This is a genomic window from Clostridioides difficile ATCC 9689 = DSM 1296 (assembly GCF_001077535.1).
In the GTDB taxonomy this organism is placed as follows: Bacteria; Bacillota; Clostridia; order Peptostreptococcales; family Peptostreptococcaceae; genus Clostridioides; species Clostridioides difficile.
This window is the reverse complement of the sequence record NZ_CP011968.1, coordinates 1930036-1951995: the sequence shown is the minus strand read 5'-3', so window position 1 is coordinate 1951995 and position 21960 is coordinate 1930036. Positions and strand designations below refer to the sequence as shown.

The 21960-nt window shown below is 32.3% G+C and carries 23 protein-coding genes and 1 other annotated feature; of the genes, 12 read left to right on the top strand and 11 right to left on the bottom strand.

Going from position 1 to position 21960, the window contains the following annotated elements; genetic code table 11:
- Positions 1–71: 71 nt before the first annotated feature.
- Positions 72–425: a helix-turn-helix domain-containing protein gene (locus CDIF1296T_RS09470; protein ID WP_016728880.1), complete on the bottom strand. Its 354-nt coding sequence runs from the start codon at positions 423–425 to the stop codon at positions 72–74.
- Between the two features lie 161 nt (positions 426–586).
- Between CDIF1296T_RS09470 and CDIF1296T_RS09465 the strand changes: the two genes are divergently transcribed.
- The 12 genes from CDIF1296T_RS09465 (at position 587) to CDIF1296T_RS09415 (ending at position 8700) form a co-directional block, all read left to right on the top strand.
- Positions 587–775, top strand: a complete 189-nt coding sequence (locus CDIF1296T_RS09465; protein ID WP_009905249.1) for a MerR family transcriptional regulator — start codon at positions 587–589, stop codon at positions 773–775.
- Positions 768–1460, top strand: a complete 693-nt coding sequence (locus tag CDIF1296T_RS09460; protein ID WP_016728879.1) for a response regulator transcription factor — start codon at positions 768–770, stop codon at positions 1458–1460. The genes CDIF1296T_RS09465 and CDIF1296T_RS09460 overlap by 8 nt, the downstream gene beginning before the upstream one ends.
- Positions 1461–1466: 6 nt before the next feature.
- A complete protein-coding gene (locus tag CDIF1296T_RS09455; protein WP_011861096.1) occupies positions 1467–2384 on the top strand; it encodes a sensor histidine kinase in 918 nt (305 codons plus the stop codon).
- Between the two features lie 136 nt (positions 2385–2520).
- Complete coding sequence (locus CDIF1296T_RS09450) at positions 2521–3447, top strand: ABC transporter ATP-binding protein (RefSeq protein WP_016728878.1); 927 nt, start codon at positions 2521–2523, stop codon at positions 3445–3447.
- Positions 3440–4249, top strand: coding sequence for an ABC transporter permease (locus tag CDIF1296T_RS09445; protein ID WP_018112817.1), 810 nt, complete (start codon positions 3440–3442; stop codon positions 4247–4249). The genes CDIF1296T_RS09450 and CDIF1296T_RS09445 overlap by 8 nt, the downstream gene beginning before the upstream one ends.
- 5 nt (positions 4250–4254) lie before the next feature.
- On the top strand, positions 4255–5028 hold the full coding sequence (locus tag CDIF1296T_RS09440; RefSeq protein ID WP_009905241.1) for an ABC transporter permease: 774 nt from the start codon (positions 4255–4257) through the stop codon (positions 5026–5028).
- A 61-nt stretch (positions 5029–5089) separates the two neighbouring features.
- Entirely contained in the window at positions 5090–5266 is a 177-nt protein-coding gene (locus tag CDIF1296T_RS19530; protein ID WP_018112816.1) for a hypothetical protein, read from the top strand.
- Between the two features lie 58 nt (positions 5267–5324).
- Entirely contained in the window at positions 5325–5582 is a 258-nt protein-coding gene (locus CDIF1296T_RS09435; protein ID WP_018112815.1) for a DUF3592 domain-containing protein, read from the top strand.
- Between the two features lie 542 nt (positions 5583–6124).
- Positions 6125–6565, top strand: a complete 441-nt coding sequence (locus CDIF1296T_RS09430) for an RNA polymerase sigma factor (RefSeq protein ID WP_018112814.1) — start codon at positions 6125–6127, stop codon at positions 6563–6565.
- Positions 6546–6803, top strand: a complete 258-nt coding sequence (locus CDIF1296T_RS09425; RefSeq protein WP_009905237.1) for a helix-turn-helix domain-containing protein — start codon at positions 6546–6548, stop codon at positions 6801–6803. The genes CDIF1296T_RS09430 and CDIF1296T_RS09425 overlap by 20 nt, the downstream gene beginning before the upstream one ends.
- Positions 6804–7223: 420 nt before the next feature.
- Positions 7224–7427 carry an excisionase gene (locus CDIF1296T_RS09420; RefSeq protein ID WP_009905235.1) on the top strand — a complete coding sequence of 68 codons (204 nt, stop codon included), beginning with the start codon at positions 7224–7226 and terminating at the stop codon, positions 7425–7427.
- Positions 7428–7506: 79 nt separating this feature from the next.
- Entirely contained in the window at positions 7507–8700 is a 1194-nt protein-coding gene (locus tag CDIF1296T_RS09415) for a site-specific integrase (protein WP_018112813.1), read from the top strand.
- A 338-nt stretch (positions 8701–9038) separates the two neighbouring features.
- Here the strand turns inward: CDIF1296T_RS09415 and CDIF1296T_RS09410 are convergent, their stop codons facing one another.
- The 10 genes from CDIF1296T_RS09410 to CDIF1296T_RS09365 all read right to left on the bottom strand — a co-directional run bounded on the left by CDIF1296T_RS09410 (position 9039) and on the right by CDIF1296T_RS09365 (position 21849).
- Positions 9039–9401, bottom strand: coding sequence for an arsenate reductase family protein (locus tag CDIF1296T_RS09410; protein ID WP_003433620.1), 363 nt, complete (start codon positions 9399–9401; stop codon positions 9039–9041).
- A 298-nt stretch (positions 9402–9699) separates the two neighbouring features.
- Complete coding sequence (locus tag CDIF1296T_RS09405; RefSeq protein WP_003423753.1) at positions 9700–10371, bottom strand: amino acid ABC transporter ATP-binding protein; 672 nt, start codon at positions 10369–10371, stop codon at positions 9700–9702.
- A 31-nt stretch (positions 10372–10402) separates the two neighbouring features.
- Positions 10403–11014: an amino acid ABC transporter permease gene (locus tag CDIF1296T_RS09400; protein WP_003430270.1), complete on the bottom strand. Its 612-nt coding sequence runs from the start codon at positions 11012–11014 to the stop codon at positions 10403–10405.
- A gap of 37 nt (positions 11015–11051) precedes the next feature.
- Positions 11052–11855, bottom strand: coding sequence for an amino acid ABC transporter substrate-binding protein (locus CDIF1296T_RS09395; protein ID WP_009896915.1), 804 nt, complete (start codon positions 11853–11855; stop codon positions 11052–11054).
- 125 nt (positions 11856–11980) lie between these two features.
- Positions 11981–12243, bottom strand: a binding site (T-box leader).
- A gap of 85 nt (positions 12244–12328) precedes the next feature.
- Positions 12329–13636: a hypothetical protein gene (locus CDIF1296T_RS09390; RefSeq protein ID WP_009896913.1), complete on the bottom strand. Its 1308-nt coding sequence runs from the start codon at positions 13634–13636 to the stop codon at positions 12329–12331.
- Positions 13637–14263: 627 nt separating this feature from the next.
- Positions 14264–14704 (bottom strand): hypothetical protein, encoded by a 441-nt coding sequence (locus CDIF1296T_RS09385; protein ID WP_009893285.1) that lies wholly within the window; start codon positions 14702–14704, stop codon positions 14264–14266.
- A gap of 205 nt (positions 14705–14909) precedes the next feature.
- Entirely contained in the window at positions 14910–15287 is a 378-nt protein-coding gene (locus tag CDIF1296T_RS09380; protein ID WP_003430265.1) for a C-GCAxxG-C-C family (seleno)protein, read from the bottom strand.
- A 115-nt stretch (positions 15288–15402) separates the two neighbouring features.
- The gene (locus CDIF1296T_RS09375; RefSeq protein ID WP_003439552.1) at positions 15403–15897 is read right to left on the bottom strand and encodes a methylated-DNA--[protein]-cysteine S-methyltransferase; all 495 of its coding nucleotides are present in this window, start codon (positions 15895–15897) and stop codon (positions 15403–15405) included.
- Between the two features lie 148 nt (positions 15898–16045).
- Positions 16046–20299, bottom strand: a complete 4254-nt coding sequence (locus CDIF1296T_RS09370) for a 2-hydroxyacyl-CoA dehydratase (RefSeq protein WP_009896910.1) — start codon at positions 20297–20299, stop codon at positions 16046–16048.
- A 380-nt stretch (positions 20300–20679) separates the two neighbouring features.
- Complete coding sequence (locus CDIF1296T_RS09365) at positions 20680–21849, bottom strand: CD0519/CD1768 family membrane protein (protein ID WP_003430260.1); 1170 nt, start codon at positions 21847–21849, stop codon at positions 20680–20682.
- Positions 21850–21960 lie beyond the last annotated feature (111 nt).

Below are 21960 nucleotides of genomic sequence, written 5' to 3'. Positions count from 1 at the left end.
GCAAAAGAAAAACGCTGCAATCTGTAAAGATTACAACGCTTCCTAAATCATATTCAATTTGCCGGACACATTTATTTGTCCTCTTTTTCGACTTCTGAAATTTCTTTTGCAGTTGCCGTTACAATCCGTATGCCATTATCGCTCATATCATCAAGGAGAGCGTCGAGCTGCCGCCGCTTTGTATCTTTTTGGGTGGGCGTATCTAAAAGAAACTGGTCTACGGATATATTGTAACGAAGCATAAGCTCAAAAAAGATTTGCAGACTGGGGTGCTGTCCTTTGTTTTCGATATTTGCAAGATAGCGAGGAGAAATATACATTTCATCACTTACCTGTTTGCGGCTTTCTTTGCGCCCCGTCCGCGCAGCTTTTATAGCTTCTCCAAATGCCTTGAAGTCATATTTTTCTACCGGTCTTTTTGCCATATTTATTCACCCAGTTACATTTTACTGTTCCCCTTTCTCTTTGGATATGTCTATACAGTTCCACTAAATAGCCATAATAATTCATATTTATATACTTGCTATTGTTCGTGTGTCCGACTATAATTATTATGATAAGATTTTCAGAAAGGACGGGTGTTGTTATGGAATATATGTCTTGCCCCGAAGCAGCAAAGAAGTGGGGAATTTCTGAAAGGCGGGTACAGATACTTTGCAGGGAGAAACGCATACAGGGTGTTTCAAAACTTGGGTATATGTGGTTGATACCAAAAGACGCGGAAAAACCGATTGACGGTAGAACCAAACAAGGAAAGGAGCTATACCATGAATAAAGTTTTGATTATAGATGATGATAAGGAACTTTGTGCGCTGATTAAACGCAGCGTGCTATCAGAAGATATAGAAGCTGATTTTTGTAATATGGGAAAAGAGGGATTACAAAAATTAAAAGAGAGAGAATATCAACTTGTGATACTGGACGTTATGATGCCTGGTATGGACGGATTTGAAACATTGGAAGAAATTAGAAAAGAAAGCAGCCTGCCGATTTTGATGTTTACATCAAAAAATGACAGTGCTTCTAAAGTACGCGGTTTAAGGGCAGGAGCTGATGATTATTTGACAAAACCTTTTGACATGGACGAACTGATAGCCCGTATCGTTTCCCTTATACGCCGTTATACCCGTTTCAATCAACAGGACGGAATATCACAGCAACTTGAATTTGACGGGTTGAAAATTGATATTGAAAATCGTTCTGTTACTACGGAAAATGGAACTTTTGAATTGCCTCCAAAAGAATTTGACTTACTCTTATACTGCGCGAAAAATCAAGGGAAAATTCTGACAAAGCAACAGATTTATGAAGAAGTGTGGAGAGAGGAATATTTCTATGATGACAGCAACATTATGGCGATTATCAGCCGACTTCGCAAGAAATTAGAGGTAAATCCCGGAAGTCCAAAATATATTCAAACGATTAAAGGTATCGGTTATCGTTTTAACAAGGAGGTTTGATTTTCTATGGAAGCAGTCATTTTTCTATCCATAATAATTGCACTTTTCTCTATTCTTGTTTCCTGCTTTGCTATTCGACGTGTTAAAAAACAGATAGCCGAGATAACAGACGCATTGATTGATGTAAAAAACGGAAATGGAAACAGGCGTATTTTATCTGCAACAAATGAACTGGTAGCCCCTCTTGCCTATGAAATAAATGAGATTGTTGTGTCTTATGAGAGCAGGCTTTCTACTGTCCGGCAGACAGAAGAAACAAACCGACAGCTTATGACAAGTCTTTCCCATGATGTTCGGACACCGCTTACAACGCTTATTGGGTATCTTGACGCTGCCCATAAAGGAATTGTTACAGGAAAAGACAGGGACGACTATATCGAAACAGCCCGCCGCAAAGCTCACGATTTGAAAGAATATATTGATGTTCTTTTTGACTGGTTCAAATTAAATTCTAATGAGTTTGCTATGGATATAAATATTGTTGAAGCTGCGGAGCTGACACGAAATATCTTGATTGACTGGATACCCATATTTGAAGATAAGCAGATAGATTACAATATTGATATTCCCGAACAGCCTTTCAGGGTAAAACTTGATACGGACGGCTATATGCGGATATTGAACAATCTTATTCAAAATGTAATTTCTCACAGTCATGCGGATAAAATAGAAATAATCCTGTCAAAGCAGGAAAAAAATATGCAAATCCGATTAGCAGATAATGGAATAGGGATTGAAAAAGAAGATTTGAAGCATATTTTTGAACGGCTCTATAAATGCGATAAGGGACGGTCTGAAAAAGGCAGCGGTCTTGGGCTTTCTATCGCACACCAACTTGTAGAAAAAATGAACGGCACAATAACAGCAAATAGCATACAGGGAACAGGAACGGAATTTACTTTGCTTTTTCCCTTAGCAAATTAAGGTTCTCCCGTCCTTTTGACGGGAGCCTTAATTATTTTTGGGACAATATTTCAAATTGCAAGGTTAATGCAAGGTTGCGGCAAGGTTAATGCAAGGTTGGTATGATAGAATAGTTTACAGAACAGGAGGTTTGAATATGGACAAAAATTATATCATTGAAACAAAAAATCTTACAAAGCAGTACGGCTCACAAAAGAGTGTCGCTGACTTAAATATTCATGTGCAGAAAGGGAGAATTTACGGACTGCTTGGAAGAAACGGAGCCGGAAAAACGACTACTATGAAAATGCTACTTGGATTGACAAAGCCAACTTCCGGCGAAGTTAAAATATGGGGAAAGTCTTTGCAGGGGAATGAAAAGAAATTGTTGCCCCGTATCGGTAGTCTGATTGAGTCGCCCGGTTTTTACCCTAATTTGACTGCTACGGAAAACTTACAAATTTTTGCTACCTTACGGGGCATACCCAACCGTCATTCAATTAAAAACACATTGGATTTGGTAGGATTGCCTTATAAAGACAAAAAACTGTTTTCCCAGTATTCTCTTGGTATGAAACAACGGCTTGCGATTGCACTTGCAGTTATGCACGACCCTGAACTTCTGATTTTAGATGAACCTATCAATGGGCTTGACCCGATTGGAATTGCAGAAGTACGTTCTTTTATTCGCGAGCTTTGCGATACAAAGGGAAAAACAATTTTAATTTCCAGTCATATCCTTTCGGAGATTTCTCTGCTAGCAGATGATATTGGAATTATCGACCATGGCGCACTATTGGAAGAAGAAAGTCTTGCGGAACTGGAACAAAAAAGCAGCAAACATATCCGATTTACTCTTTCTGATACCGCACAGGCAGCAAGAATTTTAGAGCGTACTTTCCATGAGAGTCATTTCTCTATACAGGACGACCACAATTTACGCTTGCATAATCTTGATTTGTCCGTAGGAAAAATCGTGACTGCTTTTGTAGAAAATGGATTGGAGGTATCAGAAGCCCATACTTGTGAAGAAAGTCTTGAAGATTACTTCAAGCGTGTGACAGGAGGCGAAGGAATTGCTTAAACTGATTAAGTGCGAATTTTGGAAATTAAAGCGAAAAAGACTGTTGTATGCACTGATGTCATTGTCGTTATTTTTTCCGTTGATTTTGGCATATATGGCAAAGGCGGGAACTGGTGCAGATACAACGGAACACTATCTTCAAACCCGATTTGATTATGTCTATACAATGATGTTGGGATATGGTTTAGTTTTTTTGCTTCCATGTCTAATTGGTATCATTGCCGCTATTTTGTTTTTTATAGAAAGAGATTGTGATACTTCCAAAAACCTTAGAACAATTCCAGTTACAAATACACAACTCATTATGGCAAAAATTTCTATGCTCTTTATTTTCAGCGTTGCATTTTGTCTGATAAGCACATTGTCTGTTGCGTTTTTTTGTAAATTGTTTCATGTAGGAATGGTTTACGGTATGACTTATAAGATATTTATGAGCCTTATTTTTGGAGTTCTTATCGTAGCAGCTTCTTTACCGATTGTATTTTTAATTATTTACTTTAACAAAAGTTTTTTACTTTCTATCCTGCTTGCATTTTTTTATTCCATTTTTAACTGGGGCATACTGGGAACGATTGGGACATCTATAAGTGCTGCCAAAATTGCTTTCTTAAATTCTTTTCCGGTTATATGTGTTATGAACTGGACAAGCGGCTTAATGATGGATAATTTGCAAAAAGATAATCTTTTGCCGGAAGCCTATGCGATTGTACCAACCACTTGCCATACAATTTTTATTATGGCAATTACAGTTATACTTTCTTTGTGGCTGATAATTCGCTTTTATAAAAAATGGACGAGGTAAAAGATATGAGAAATATAATAAAAACTGAATTTTTAAAATTAAAACGATATTCTGTAATAAAAGCCGGAATTATTATGACAACACTTTCTCCGTTGCTGTCACTGTTTTATTCCACAGCCAACGGTGGACAGACATGGACATTTGACTATTTTATGCAACAGGTTATGATTAGTAACTGTACCTTATTTTTCCCGATTATTATTGCGCTGATTGCAGGTTATATCATAACAAGGGAATATACAGACGATACTATGAAGAATATATTAACAATTCCTATTCCATATAAACAGTTACTTTCTGGAAAATTACTTATTCTATTGCTGTTGACAATCAGCTTTAGTCTTATAGGTTGTGTGATAGCATTAGTAATCAATATTATTGTCGGATTTCCGGGAGTTCATTTTGGCAATCTACTCAATATGTTTATTCGTGTTACTGGGGCGAATATAGGAATTTATATTTCAGTCTTGCCGATTATTCTGATATTCTGTTGTTCGGCAAATAATTTTTTGGGTGGAGTTGCACTAGCTTTTGTGTATGGATATTTTGGAACTTTTGAAGGAACACTGTTAAATTATTATCCGATTAAAGCAAGCATGATTTTAGTAGACCCTACTTGTGGTGCGGAATATGGTTATACTTATCACATTTTCCCCGCTTTCATTACAATAGTTTTGACTTTCTTGATTTCTATGATTATTCTTGCAAATAAAAAGAAAGAACCCGGCACATTGACTGTTGGTAAGAAGAAAAAAGCAGTTAGAAAAAAAGGTTGGTAAATACCAAAAAGATTGAACCGAAAATATGTATCATCTATTTAATAATTATGGAGATAAAGATATGATGTATCGGACAGAATTAGTAGAAGAAATTACTGTTGAAAATGCGACAGTGAAAATCAATGCCAAAATAGAGGAAATGGAAAAGGAAAGCTATCGTCTTGTCACAATGTCATTTTGGGGAACTGAAAGAGCCGTATTGGTTTTCAAAGAGGGATTAAAGGGTAGTTTGCTTTAATATGGAATTATCTAAATAGAAAATTGTTCATCTTAAATTATCATTGGAGGTATGGATTATGGAAAAAGAAACAATGGGAACTGTAATTTCCGTTACAAAACAATGGTGGTTAAAAGTGAATCGTAAACCTGTCCGCGCCCACGCTATGAATGGCGCAGCCTTTCCGCATATTATCAAGGTTGAATATACGATAAGCGGCAAAGATTACACCTGCAAAAAATGGATTGGTGCAGGACACAAAGTTCCTGACAAGGGAACAACGATTAAAGTTATCTATTATGAAGATAAACCATCAAAAGCAAGAATAGAACTCTGATTCAATTAGATTGATATGGTAGGTTTTATTCGTTGTGGAGTAACAAGTTTTGGTAATTTGGATTCCTCACTACTGAAAAAATAGTGTCTTTTATGCACACTTCCTAATTCTACGCTACGGCAGCAAAAGAAAAAAAGCCGTCGTAGCGCAGACATATTTTCACGCGCATTTGAAGCGGTGGCTTTAATTTTTAGAGCCGCCGCTTCTTTTTGTCTACTGCTAACATAAATTAGCGGCATTTAGGAGGGCTGCCGCTATGGGGATTTCTTTGCTGTTATACAGCATACATAGGTTACATTCATTAAAAAAAGTATAGCTCCCCCACCGGACAAGTCCGACTATACAGATGAACTATCAAATCAATTAAATACTGCTGTTATTTCCTATGCGTCGGTCTGCGCCTTGCAGATGGGCGCATTTTGCATTTTACAGAAGATTTTTCAAAGAAATTTTTGCTTTCGTCCGGCGTTTGAAAAAGTCGTCTGTATTATCACGCGAAAAGGGGAGGTACTACCGCCTTTCGGCAGAAAGGAGGTGATTACATGGAACCTAATCGCAGAGAATTTCAGAAGCAATGTGTCTTTCAAAGTTTCTGTAAACGGGTGCTACACAACGAAGCCTGTAACGCCCATGATGAAATCCGGCGACGCAGGAAACGGGAAGTTTCTTTTTGTGACCTTGCCTTGCATGAGGAACGGCAGCTTTACACTACGGATAAATATTTTCAAGCTGAAACAGCCGAGCCGACTTATCAAATGGCAGGAAAAGAAATAACCCCGAAGTTATTGCTTGAAGCAATACGCACCCTGCCGGAAGAAAAGAGAACTGCTATACTTCTGTACTATTTCGAGGGCATGACTGACGTGGAAATCGGAAAGATGTTCAATACGTCGCGCAGCACGATACAGTACAGACGGACAAGCTCTTTTGAACTGTTAAAGAAATATTTGGAGGAACACGCTGATGAATGGAACGAATGGTAATCAAAACGACTACCCGGAAAATGCCCTTGTTCCCTATCCCGTTATTTTGGCGGCGAGCAAAGGCGACCCGGACGCTATGAAAATGGTCTTGCAGCATTTCAGCGGCTACATAGCAAGTCTTTCCATGCGGAAGCTCTACGACGAGCGCGGCAATGTCTATTATGGCGTTGACGAGGATATTCGGGAACGGCTGCAAGCAAGACTGATGAGGGCTATCCTCACTTTTCGGGCTGAATAACCTATGCGATATTGGAACGCTTCTTTCCCCTTTTCCGTTCCATACCGCAAGACAGCCCCCTGCTCTTTGACAAAGAAAGCGGCGCAATAGAACGGCGACGCAGCATAAGGCAAATCGGATACGTTCCTTTTGTGCCGAGCCATGCGGTGGATACGCCATGACCTTTCTCTTAATAGAAAAGCGAGCGAGAAATACCACACCGTAAAGCAGAGATAGCAGCCTGCGGGCGATAACGCACAGAATACATAATGATACTTCCTTATAGCCATAGTCCGAGCGTTAGAAGCGTCGCAGGCAATGGGTAGGGCTTCGGCAGACCGCCGGAGGGGTGCAAGTCCCATGAGGTTACGCTAATAGCCGTCCGATTAAAGCCTATGTTACAGATTGATTTTTGACCCATTAAGAAAGGGGGACGACAAATTGAACAATAACGACGTGCCGATTTGGGAAAAGTACACTCTTACCATAGAAGAAGCAGCAAAATATTTCCGTATCGGAGAAAGCAAGCTGCGGAAACTGGCAGAAGAAAATCCCGTCCCGGACTGGGTAATGATGAACGGAAACCGTATTCAGATTAAGCGTAAGCAATTTGAAAAAATGATTGATACGGTGGACGCAATCTGATAGTGAAATCGAGCCTTGAATGTGGTACAATATAGTCAAGCATATCAAGGCTCTTTCCATTATGGAAAGGAGCATAACGATGTCGGAAAAAAGACGGGATAATAAAAATCGTATTCTCCGCACCGGAGAGAGCCAGAGAAAAGACGGGAGATATGCCTACAAATATATAGATACCTTTGGGAAACCGCAGTTTGTTTATTCTTGGAAGTTAGTGCCTACGGACAAAACCCCGGCAGGAAAGCGCGACGATATAGCGTTGAGGGAAAAAGAGAAAGAAATCCAAAAAGACCTTGACGACGGTATCGACCATATCGGAAAGAAAATGACTGTCTGCCAACTCTACGCAAAGCAGATACGCCACCGGGCAAATGTGCGGCATGGTACAAAGCAGGGGCGAAAACAGCTCATGCGGATTTTGCAGGAGGATAAACTTGGAGCCTGCCGGATTGAAAATGTGAAGCTCTCCGACGCAAAGGAATGGGCGTTACGCATGAAAGAAAAAGGTTACGGCTTCAAGACTATCAACAACCACAAGCGTTCCTTAAAAGCTGCCTTTTACACAGCCATACAGGACGATTGTATTCGTAAAAATCCATTTGACTTCCAGTTGAACACAGTCCTTGAAGATGATACGGAACCAAAGGAACCTCTATCCCCTACGCAGGAAGCGGCTTTTCTGTCCTTTGTGCAGCATGATAAAGTCTATCAGAAATACTACGACGAGATTATCATACTGTTAGGGACAGGGCTTCGTATTTCGGAACTCTGCGGACTGACGGAAGCTGACATTGACTTAGACAAACAGCTTATCAATGTAGACCACCAACTTTTGAAGATTGCAGACGTGGGCTACTATGTGGAAACGCCTAAGACAAAAAGCGGCAACCGGGTTATTCCTATGAGTGAAAAAGTGTTGGAAGCATTTCAACGGGTGCTGAACAAACGGAAATATGCACAGCCTGTTATTTTAGAGGGCTACACAAAATTTCTGTTCCTTAACCGGAACGGCTTGCCAAAAGTGGCAGTCAACTATGAAAGTATGTTCCGGGGGCTTGTAAGGAAATACAACAAAACGCAAAAGGTAGCATTGCCAAAGATAATGACACCGCACACCTTACGCCACACATTCTGCACCACGTTAGCAAATGCAGGAATGAACCCAAAGGCATTGCAGTACATCATGGGACATTCCAACATCAATATGACGTTGAACTATTACGCGCATACGACTTCCGAAACGTCGATAACCGAAATGAAGCGGCTGATTGTATAAGTAGTAAACGGAGAATTTACTACTCCACATACTACTTTTGAACACCAAAACATACGGGGATATAAGAAGATTTGAGAATATCTTCCATAACGAAAAATGCCGGAAAAGCCTGTAACAATAGGCTATACCGGCATATAAGAACTTTTGAAAAGATAGTCAAAAATTACTTTGTGATTTTTAATAAAACATATGATATAATTTGTAATAAGAAGTAATATGTTTGCTGATATGAATTTTTTTGATTTGAATTTGCTAATTAATATTTATAAAAATTAGATTTAATACATAAATTTATAGGTGTATTAATTAATAATTTTAATCAACACACCTATCTCTTTCTAATCTTCTTTTAGCAAAGTACTTTTCCATACATCTTCTTTAAAGCCCAATAATACATTTTTACCATCCAAAAGTAATGGTCTTTTAATAAGCATACCATCACTTACCAATATTTCTAAAAGTTTATCATCAGATTCAGTTTTTACAATATCTTTAAGACCCAATTCTCTATATTTCATACCACTTGTATTAAAAAATTTCTTTATATCATATCCACTAGTCTTATAAATTGATTTTAACTCCTCTTTACTAGGAGGATTTTGAACCATATCTATATCTTCAAATTCTAAATTATTTTCCTTAAGCCAATTTTTAGCTTTTTTAACAGTAGAGCATTTTGTATATCCATATAATTTAATCATTTTATAAAAATTCCTTTCTAATTTTTTACTGTTATACCCATAAATTGTATACTATAACCAATTTATATCATAATCATTATAAGCTTTCAACATAAAAAATTATCATATTTCAAATTATTAAACATTTATTCACATTATATATTTAAATAGTCCTTTTATTTTTATTATAAATTATAATGTAACTTAAACATAAAATATAAGATTAAATTTTGAGATAACAAAAGGGCATAGTATATTTGATTTTACTTGCCCTTTATTTATATTATAAAATTCTACCCTAGTTTATATTTATAAAACTCTAAACAATTTTTTCTTTTATTTGAACATTTTCTACTATACCATCTTTTATACTTATAATTTTATCTGCAACATTATTTGAGAAGACAACATCATGTGTAATTATTAATATTGTCATACCTTTGTCTTTAAGTCTGTTCATTATATTGACTACTCTTTGAATAGTATCAATATCAAGTGCAGAAGTAGGTTCATCAAAACAAAGGACTTTTGGCATCAATGCACATGACCTAGCTATAGCAACTCTCTGTTGCTGTCCTCCTGACAATTCAAATGGATAAGAATTTAATTTATCTTCTAAATCAACTAATCTTAAAAGTTCTCTAGCCCTCTCTTCAGCCTCTTTTCTAGGAACTTTAAAAACATTAACTGGGGATTCAATTATATTTTCAAGGACTGTCATATGAGGAAATAAGTTGAAATTTTGAAAAACCATACCTATTTTTCCTCGTATTTTTGCCATATCTCTCTTATTTTTTATTACCTCATTATCTATTATAATCTCTCCACTATCAAATTCTTCAAGACCATTTATACACCTTAATATTGTGGTCTTTCCTGCACCAGACTTACCAAGTAAAACTCCAATCTGACCTTCTTCTAACTCAAAAGAAATATCTTTAAGTACTCTATTTTTTTTAAATGATTTATTTAAGTTTTTGATTTTCAACATATAAAAAACCTCCTCCTATAATATTGTAACTTTATCTATAATAAGAATATTTTTTTTCAAGTAATTCAAATCCCTTAGTAAGTATAGCTACAAATATAAGATATATCGCTCCTGCCTCAAATAATGGTAACAGACTTGCTTCCCTGTTCATTGCTATTTGAGATATTCTTAAAATATCATTTAATCCTAATATATATACTAAAGATGTATCTTTTACTAATGTGATTACTTCATTTGAAATAGGTGCTAGTATTCTTTTAAAAACTTGTGGAAAGATTACTCTCTTATACATAGTAAACTTATCAAATCCTAGTACTTTTGAAGCTTCATATTGTCCTCTATCGATTGACTGTATTCCACCTCTAAATATTTCTGCAAAATATGCTGCATAATTTAAGAAGAAAGCTACTACTCCAGCTGTAAATCTGTCAAATACAATTCCTAAAAGAGGTAATCCGTAAAATATGACTATCATTTGCAAAAGTAAAGGTGTACCTCTCATTATCAATATATAACATTGTGTAATACCACTTACTAATTTATTCTTTGATAATCTTAAAAATGCAACTCCAATCCCCAATGGAATTGATACTATCAATGTTATACAAAACATTGCTATAACTATCTCTAAACCTTGTAACATGCCTTTAGTGCCCCCTTCTTAACTGCTAACTTATCTTCTATTTAAACCACTTATCATAAATTTTGTCAAAAGTTCCATCTTTTTTCATTTCTTTTAATGTTTCATTTATTTTCTCACAAAGTTCTGGATTTTCTTTAGAAGTTGCTACAACATAATCTTCTAATCCAAAATCGTCTTTTAATACCTTGTATTTGTCTTCACCCTTTTGTCCCATATAGTATCTAATTAAAACTTCATCACCAACAACTGCACTAGTTCTACCTATCTCTAAATCTCTAAGTGCTTTATCATAAGTATCATAAAGAACTGGTGCTCCACCTTTTAAACTATTCATAAAATCTTTATCCTTTTCCACTGCATCAAGTGCTGTTGAACCTTGTTGTGTTCCAACTTCTTTATCTTTTAAATCAGCTTTTGAATTTATTTTTGAGTCACTTAGAGTAACTATTATCTGTTTATTTTGTAAATATGGTTCTGTATATGATACTATTTTCTTTCTTTCGTCTGTTATAGAATATCCATTCCATAATACATCTACAGTTTTTGAATCATTTAATTCAGTTTCCTTCATTGACCAATCTATAGGCTGAAACTTAACTTCCATTCCAAGTCTTTTAAATGTTTCTTTAGCTAAGTCTACGTCAAATCCTACTGTATCTCCCTTTTCATCTAAAAATCCCATTGGTACAAACGTATTATCAAACCCTACAACTACTTCTTTTTTAGATTCCTTTGAAGCATCCTTATCTTTTTCATTATTTGGTTTTGAACAACCTACAACTCCACCTAATAAACCTAACATAATTGTAAATATTCCTACTTTTTTTAATATATTTTTCATAATATTCTCCCTCGTCTTTTAATTTTTAAAATATTTTGATTATTTTTTAAAAAGTGTATCTATTGCAATATAATTCTCTGCGCGCTTAAAAAATTATATTAAAAAACTCCCGCCTCTAGCTTCTGCTAGAGGACGGGAGTTAACTCTCGTGGTTCCACCTCTGTTCATTAATGCCTCACGACACTAACCTCTTTAAGTACAATAAAATTATTATACTCTAGCACTATAACGGGTGCAAGGATTCCGGAAATCTCCTAATAAAGTATTTCTACTCTTTCAGAGTCCTGCTCAAAGATGTGTTCAAAGTAAAATCTATTGCTCCTCTCACCAATCGGAAACTCTCTGTTTAAGATTAACTACTTTTACTATTTCTTTTCTTAGCATTTAATGTTATTCTGAATTATTATTATGATATTGATTTTATAGCATAAGGCAATATATGTCAATATATATTTTAAAATAAATATAAAAATCTAGTTCCAAGGTACAACTTCCACTTCACCATAACATCTTTCTACTAATCTGTTTGAATATTCTCCTCTATAACCTAAAATAAAGAGTAAAACAAGTTCAATATATCTCGTTCCTATTGAAATTATATTCCAAATATCTTCAACCTCTAACACAGCTCTATGAGTCTTTCTACTTGGATGAACTATGCTATTTCTTAAATAAATAACTAAATCCACTCCATCATCAAATTTATTTTTTATTATATTATCAAATATATTTAATTCATGTTTACCATATGGTATCTTACATGTATCAAGTAAGAGTCTTATATTTTTAGATGCCAAATTACAGTCAAATACTTCATCTGTAAGTATCTTATTTTGTTCCACTAGAATTACATATGACAAAGTTTCAAGTGCAATTTGTACAGATATTATATTGTTTTCCATGGTAGCACTTCCAAGAGATTCTATGTACCAATCAACAACACTCTTTATAGCAGAACCATAATAAAAATCTTCTAGCTTTTTACACATAAGGCTTATATATTTTTCCATATTATGATAATTTGAAAGTGTATCTGACCATGTTGGTACATATCTAAAAGGAGATATTTGATTTTCATTCCATATTCTATAAACTTCATTACCACTTCTATACCCTTTGGCCAAACAAAACCCTACATATCTTCCACACATAAAACTCAAAGCTGTTGATATCCTATCTAAAAGATTTATTGTATTATTTGTTCTAAAAATTCTACCATCTTTTCTTCTAATCCTACCTATATGAGTTATTATTGCTCCAGATTTAGACTTTAATTCTGATTTTAATTCTTTTCTATAATCATATCGCTTGTCTATAGTTACAACATAATCATTTATATCAAATTCAATTCTACCTGCGTATACCTTATCATTGTATTTAATGAGTTTTCCAGGTATTTTATCTAAGTTTATTATATTAAAATCTACATATTCAACATAGGAGTTCTTAGATTTTATGCAGTCATCATTGATATAACCTTCTACACTAAATTCACTTAAAGTATTTATTGTTATAGAAATAATTTTATATCCATGAACTTCAAGAATAGCATTATCATAATCTAAAGCTAAATTGTCATCTTCATTGTCTATCTCTTCAACACAACCTATGTCTGCTTTAAAACTTATAGATATTGGAGGTGTCATTTTATAATAAATTTTCCCATTACATCTATATTTTTTATCTAAATATATGCAAAATCTACCTTCATAGATACTAATATCTTCATTGATACCATAGCTTAAATACTCTGATGTTATAGCATCAGCAATTTCTTTCATTTTTATTCCCACCTTTGCTTTTATGTAAAACTCAATATATTATATAATTTAATATATTATTTTCATTAATTATATACCTCAATAAATTTCTATAAAAATAGTATCATTTTAGTATCATCATTTATTTAATACATTATGTATTCCGTTTAGATTTAGTTATCCGACTTAGATAACTAGCTTGAAATTTCTACAGATTATTACATACTTTATTGTAATTATATCATAATGTTATAATTACATATTATCAAATTACACACTATCTTTTATTCATATAGATATTATCATCCTTGTGTATATATTGTCAAAGAAAACATTTAATTTACAACATATTTTATATCATATCATCTAAACTATTATATACACCTTATCTAATTCACACATTAACACTATTGTACTTTTTCTAAAAATTTTTAAATAAAAATGACAGCTTTAATTTATTATTTTAAAACTGCCATTAAACTGTAAATATTCCCTTTTAGTATACAAAATTTTACCTTTATGTTAATATATTTTACTTATATAAATTTTTCATAATTAATTTATACATATAAATTAGCACCATTGTTGTTTTATTATCTTAGTTATAAATAATTGTAACTAGATAATATTCAATTTCTATATTAATATTTAACTAATATTAGATAATGTATCGTTTATATCCTTTTCTACTAATGGTTTCATATTATTATTATAAATACTTATATCTGCATTACTTAATTCCATTTTTATGCGATTAATAAGATTTTCTTTATACTTTGTAATATTAGGTATGGATTTAATAAACATTCTTGATACAGAAGGTTTTTTATCTACGATATGACTTAGTATACTATCTATATTTATTTCAATTTTATTATCAATATCCCACTGAGCATTTGCAGAGATTAATAACAATCCCCTTGTTCGAATATATGAGTTTTCGTTATCAATCATTTCTAGGAATGAGTCAAAAAAACAATATGTAATATTTGATTTTAAACTTTCATTTTCTAAGAATAAAAAAGTTTTATATGCTTCATTATGATTTTTTGAATATAATTTATTAATAAGTAAATTGAGATTCTTCAATCTTCTCATCTCCCTCATTACAAATATTTATTTAAACAAAGTATAACATATTCAAAAATAAATATAAATAAAAACTATATTAAATAAAAAGCCTAAAATTATTTGCTGTTTATTTACAAATAATAATTCTAAAATATATTTGATTTATTTAGTATCGGCTATAAAAATAAGCTATCAAATAATTTATATTTGATAGCTTATTTTCTTATAATTCTTTTTTTAAAGTTTCCTTTAGACTATCATATGCGAAATCCATTATTTCTCTACAAGCAACTAAATCTTTTTTTAGGTCTATACATAACTCTGAACCATACTCTTTTCTTACTGTTGTAGTTAAATCTTTAGCATATACTTTAGCTTTAGTACTTTCATCTTCGTGGTTTCTGCCTTTTACATATCCAATTATTATATTTGATGCATTTACTGCACCACATAAACTAGCAACCCCACACCCTGAACCCAGTCCACTTCCTAAACAAACTGGTATATCTGTATTAAATTCCTCATTATATGCTTTTATAACTGATTCTGCACAATTAAATCCCTTCTCATGATATTTTGATGCTATAACTTTATCACACATTAAAATCCCCCCTCATTTTTGTAAATTAAAATAAATTCCTTATTATTTTTGTAAAAAATACTTCTTTTTACTATTATTATATCAAATATTAACAATAAAAACATTTCTTTCTAAGTTAACTCTGTCTTTCTAAATTTAATAGTATCTCTTTCAAATCAGAATGATTCCCCATATATCCACCAATATCTTTTTTGCCAACTACTCTATGACAAGGTATTATTATTGGAATTTTATTACTTTTACTTGCTTGTCCTATTGCTCTTACTGATTTTGGATTGTTTATATTTCTTGCTATATCTGAATAACACAATGTTTCTCCATAAGGTATTTTTAACATTTCCCTATAAACTGATTTTTGAAATTCAGTCCCTTCAATACGAATATTTAAATTAAAGACTTTTCTTTTTCCATTAAAGTAATCATCTATCTGGCTTATTGCTTCCTTTAAATCTTCCTTACTTCTCTTTATATCAATTCCTTTTTTAATACATTCATTTTTTAAATTATTAAATTTTTCATCTCCTATGTATATACTAACTATAAAACCATCTTCACTTAATATGTACAAATTTCCTAATTTTGATTTATAAACATCATATACTAAACTCATATTACTTCCCCCCTTTAATATCAGTATACATATAATTTTTTAACTAATAAAGAGTTACCCTAAAAAATAGGATAACTCTTTTTTATAGATACTTAATATAGAGTATATTTTTAAATTCATTAACTTTTAACATATCAAAATATAAATCTTATATATTTTTAAAAGCCTTAGAAAGCATAAGTTTTATCCTGTTAAGTTGATTTACCTCACTTGCAGAAGGGTCATAATCAATAGGTATTATATTTGCATTTTTATACAACCTCTTTAATTCTTTTATAGAACCCTTACCAATTATGTGATTAGGTAAACATCCAAAAGGTTGCATACAAATAATGTTTTCTACACCTTCATTTAATAATTCAACCATTTCACCTGTTAAAAGCCAACCTTCTCCAGTTTGATTACCTAATGACACTACTGGTTCTGTACTTTTAGCAACATTTTTTATATTGGCTGGAGCATAAAATCTCTCACTCTTATCAAGTGCTTTTTTATATACTCTTTGATATATTCCAGTTATGTATATAAATGCCTCTCCTATCATTCTACTCTTTCTACTTCCTTCTAAATGAGTGTGTTTGTATATAGTATTAAAGGCACAACTTAAGAAGAAATTTGTAAGGTCTGGCACGACTGCTTCAGCACCTTCTCGCTCTAATATATCTACTAAATTATTATTTGCAATTGGATGGAATTTCACCAATATTTCTCCAACCAAACCTACTTTTGGTTTTTTGATATCTAGTATCTCTAAATTATCAAATTCTTTTACTATATCTTTTATATTTCTAGTAAATACAGAAATTTTTGCTTTAACAAGAGAAGATTTGCATATATCAACCCATTTTTCATATAGAGCATTTGCACTTCCAGTAACTTTTTCATATGGTCTTACTCTATATAGTACTTTCATCAGCAAATCACCATAAACAACAGACATAAAGAGTCTATTGATTAATTTTAGTGATATATTATCCATTATACCACTATCTTCTATTCCATTTACACTAAGTGCAATGACAGGAACATCTTTAAATCCAGCATCATATATAGCCTTTCTTAAGAATCCAATATAATTTGTAGCTCTACAACCTCCACCAGTCTGAGTTATAGTAACAGAAGTGTTATTTAAATCATATTTGCCAGATTTTAATGCTGTTATTAGCTGACCTACAACTATTATAGCTGGATAACATGCATCATTATTTACATATCTTAACCCTTCTTCAATTACACTACTATCAGTATCTTTTAGAATTTCTATATTATAACCACTTAAGTTAACAGCTTTTTCAAGGAATTGGAAATGTATTGGAGACATTTGTGGTGCTAATATAGTATGTTTGTTCGTTATCTGATTATTTTTAGCATACTGTATCCTGTTTACCTTTATATTTTTTACATCTATATTTTTGCTTTCTCTCTCAAACATAGCTGCTTTTAAGGACCTCATCCTTATCTTAGCTGCTCCTAAATTGTTGCCTTCGTCAATCTTTATAATAGTATATATCTTCGATTTTTCATTAAGTATTTCTTGAACCTGGTCTGTAGTTACTGCATCTAATCCACAGCCAAATGAATTAAGTTGAACAAGTTCCAAATAGTTTTTATCTCTCACAAAACTAGCTGCTTTATACAATCTTGAATGATATACCCATTGGTCTACAACTCTAAGTGGTCTTTGTACATTGGCTAAATGACATATAGAGTCTTCAGTAAGCACTGCCATATCTAATGAATTTATAAGCTCTGGCATTCCATGATTTATTTCTGGGTCTATATGATATGGTCTTCCACATAACACAATCCCCTTCATATTTCTTTCTTTTATTTCTTTAAGTGCTCTTTCACCTGCTGCTTGTATCTCCATTTTAAATAAATTCTGTTCCTCAGTAGCTTTATCAACTGCATGATTAACTTCTTCTTTAGTTATTTTTATATCAGAAAAATGTCTTGATAATTCATCATATAGTCTTTTCTTCAATTTTTCCTTATCATTTAGACTTATAAATGGATTTATATAATTTATGTTCTTATTTCTTATATTTTCTACATTGTTTTTTATTACTTCAGAATATGATATTACAACAGGACAATTATAATAATTATCTGCATTTGAATCCTCTTTATTTTCATTTGTTACACTTGGATAAAATATATTTTTTATACCTTTTGCAATTAAATTTTCTATATGTCCATGAACTAATTTTCCTGGATAACAAACTGTTTCAGATGCAATACTAGTTATACCAGTTTCATATAACTGTTTTGATGACCTATCTGAAAGTACAACTCTAAAGCCCATAGCATTGAAAAAAGTAAACCAAAATGGATAATCTTCATACATATTTAATACTCTTGGTATCCCTATTTCCCCATTTTTTGCTTCTTCTTTTTCCAATGGTTTATATCTAAAAATTCTATTGTATTTGTACTTAAATAAATTTATTGGTTTTTTCTTTTCTAATCCTATTTTTTTATCACCATAAATAGCTTCACCCTTCTCACATCTATTACCTGAAATAAAAATTTCATTATCAGAAAATTTATTTATTGTAAGAAGACAATGATTTGAACAACCTTTACATCTAGTTACACTTGCTTCTAGCTTGATATTATTCAACTCTTCCTTAGATAACAAGGATGTTTTGTATCCACTTTCATATTTTTCTTTAGCTATAAGTGCTGAACCAAAAGCTCCCATAATTCCTGAAATATTAGGTCTAATTACATTTTTTCCAATTAGTTTTTCAAAGCTTCTAAGCACCAAATCATTATAAAAGGTTCCACCTTGTACAACAATATTATTACCAATCTCATTTAAATCTCTAATCTTTATTACTTTAAATAAAGCATTTTTTATTACTGAATAAGATAGCCCTGCTGATATATCTCCAACACTTGCACCTTCTTTTTGAGCTTGTTTTACTCTAGAATTCATAAATACAGTACATCTTGAACCTAAATCTACAGGATTTTGAGAATAAATACCTTCGTGTGCAAATTCTTCTATTGTCATAGATAAAGAACTTGCAAATGTCTCTAAAAATGAGCCACAACCTGATGAACAAGCCTCATTTAATATTATATTATCAATTACTCCATCTTTTATTTTTAGGCACTTCATATCTTGACCACCAATATCAAGTATAAAATCTACATCTTTATTGAAAAATTTAGCAGCTTTGTAATGTGCTATAGTCTCTATCTCTCCGTTATCGATTTTAAGAGCTTTTTTAATAAGACCTTCTCCATATCCAGTTACAGTTGAACTCAATATTTTAATATTTTTTGGTAATATATCATATACTTCATTTATAACTTTAATGGTTGTTTTTAATGGATTTCCTTCATTGCTATTATAATAAGAATATACAAGTCTTCCATCCTCATCAATAAGTGCTGCTTTAGTTGTAGTTGAGCCTGCATCAATTCCTAAATAACAATTACTTTTTATTGAATTTATGTCCACATAATTTATTTTTTCTTTTTCATGTCTTCTTGAAAATTCTTCATACTCATTTTTATCTTTAAATAAAGGTTCTAATAAATTTACTTCTCCATCTTCAATATTCTTTATGCTATCCAATTTTTCTATTAGAGATTTTAGTTGTATATTATCTTCATCTACTGATAATAATCCTGCGCCAATAGCAATATAAAGTTGTGCATTTTCTGGGAAGATTATGTTTTCATCTTTTAAATCCAATACTCTTTTAAATGCTTCTCTAAGTTCAGATAAAAAGTACAATGGACCACCCAAAAACGCAACATTTCCTTCTATTTTTCTTCCACAAGAAAGGACACTCACAGTTTGTACGACAACTGCATTGAAAATACTCATTGCTATATCAGTCTGATTGGCTCCATCATTTATAAGAGGTTGAATATCTGTTTTAGCAAAAACACCACATCTTGAAGCTATGGGATATATAACATTATACCCTTTAGCAAGTTCATTTAATCCACTGGCATCTGTCTTTAAAAGTGATGCCATCTGGTCTATGAATGCTCCAGTGCCACCTGCACATATTCCATTCATTCTTTGGTCTATTCCTCCACTTAGATATGTTATCTTTGCATCTTCACCCCCAAGTTCTATGACAACATCAGTCTCAGGATGAAAATACTCTATTGATTTTGTACTAGATATAACTTCCTGAACAAATTTTACACCTAATTTTTTTGATATTCCAATTCCACCTGAACCAGTTATTATAATGGTAGTATTTATATCTCCCAATTTTTCATATATACCATTTAGTACTTCTTTAACTGATTTTTTTACATCAGAATAATGTCTTCTATATTCTTTATGAACTATATTATTACTATTATTAAGTACCACAACCTTCACCGTTGTAGAACCTACATCAATTCCTATATGAAATAATTCATCCATTGTACCCCTCCATATTTATATGCTTTTTTAATTTTTGTAAGTTCTATGGCTTTATTTTAAGTAAGTTATTTATAATCTTTATGACTAATATTTTTATTTTATGATTCTTTTATTAATCAAAGCTTACTCTACTAGGTAATTCCTAATTCTAACCTTAAATTTTAAATAAGAACATATAGTTAGTGTACTAAATTTTGTCATAAATTTCTACAGATTTTTGTTACTTTTTACATAAATATAACTTAACTCTAATATCCACTTAATGTTTATGTATTATAAATTATCTTTAGTCAGAAAAAAATGGTTGTTGATATGTAAATTCTTATTACATATCAACAACCATTTTTTTGTATATTATTTTTTATCTTAGCTGATTACATTTATCCTACGAGTGTAAATATAAAGTGAGCAGCTGCTCCTGCACATAAACCACCTATTGTATGAGAAAGAATAGCTTTACCTGCCAACTGTCTAGCATTTAATGCATCCATCATACCAATATGTGTACTTAAATATCCACTCCAACACATACCCATAGCTGTAAATACTGCTATATCATTAGGAGTTATAGCTCCTGACTTTATAAACTCTGGAACTAGAGACATTGCTGCACCAACAGCTCCCAATGAAGTTATAGGGAATGCTATTGCCTCTGGTGATGTAAATCCAAATAATGGTTCTAATATAAATCCAAGTTTATCTCCAATAACTGGAAGTAATTTTATTCCTTCATATGCAGCTCCTGTATAAACTTCTTGACCTGTAACAGGGTCTGTAGATGGTCCAAAAGTTAATAACATCACCAATGTACATACTACTAGGACTCCAGGAATTATAGCCATTCCCATATCTACCCCCATTTTACCACCTTCAAGAATTGCATCTAAAGCTCTTTGAAATACATTTCCTTCTCTGATTTCTCTAAATTCATCCTTTTTCTCTAATGTTCCTGTTGCTTTATCTTCTTCCGGATTGTATTTATAAAACTTCTTAGTAAATGTCAACATTATTCTAACACTTATGACACTACCTATAATTGCACCTAAATTACCAATTAATGCTGGAAGTACATATTCTGTACCTTGAGAAATCATAAATGTTGTTAAGATAAGTCCCATACCAAAGGCTGTTCCTAAGTTACATAATGCTGGAACTTGGTATTGTTTAAAATACTGTGTGAATGTTTTATCTTTAGCAAAAGGTATAATAGCTGGATTATCTGATAAATAAGTTGTTATAGCTCCTGCTATACTAGCACCAGGTAGTCCATATAAAGGCTTCATAAATACAGCGAAAATTTTATTAATTAACGCTATTACTCCAAACTCTGAAAGTAGTGCGCTTAATGCGCCTGCAAGAACTGCCATAGCCATAATTAAGAAAACTGTCTCCAATAGTAAAGCATGTGCTGTACTCATTATTACTTTGAACATCATTCCTGCTCCCATAATACTACCAACATACCCAAAACCAACTACTAGTAATATTAGGAAAATGAAGGTTTCCATGCTTACTGCCTTAACCTGTCTCCTGTCTGTTAACTTCTCCATTTTGAATCATCCCTTCTTTTTTTGTTATAAAGTTTAACAAAACCTTTTCTCTTTTTTAATTATACTTATAAGTATTACTATTTGCAACTTTATTTGTCATTTTTTTATCAT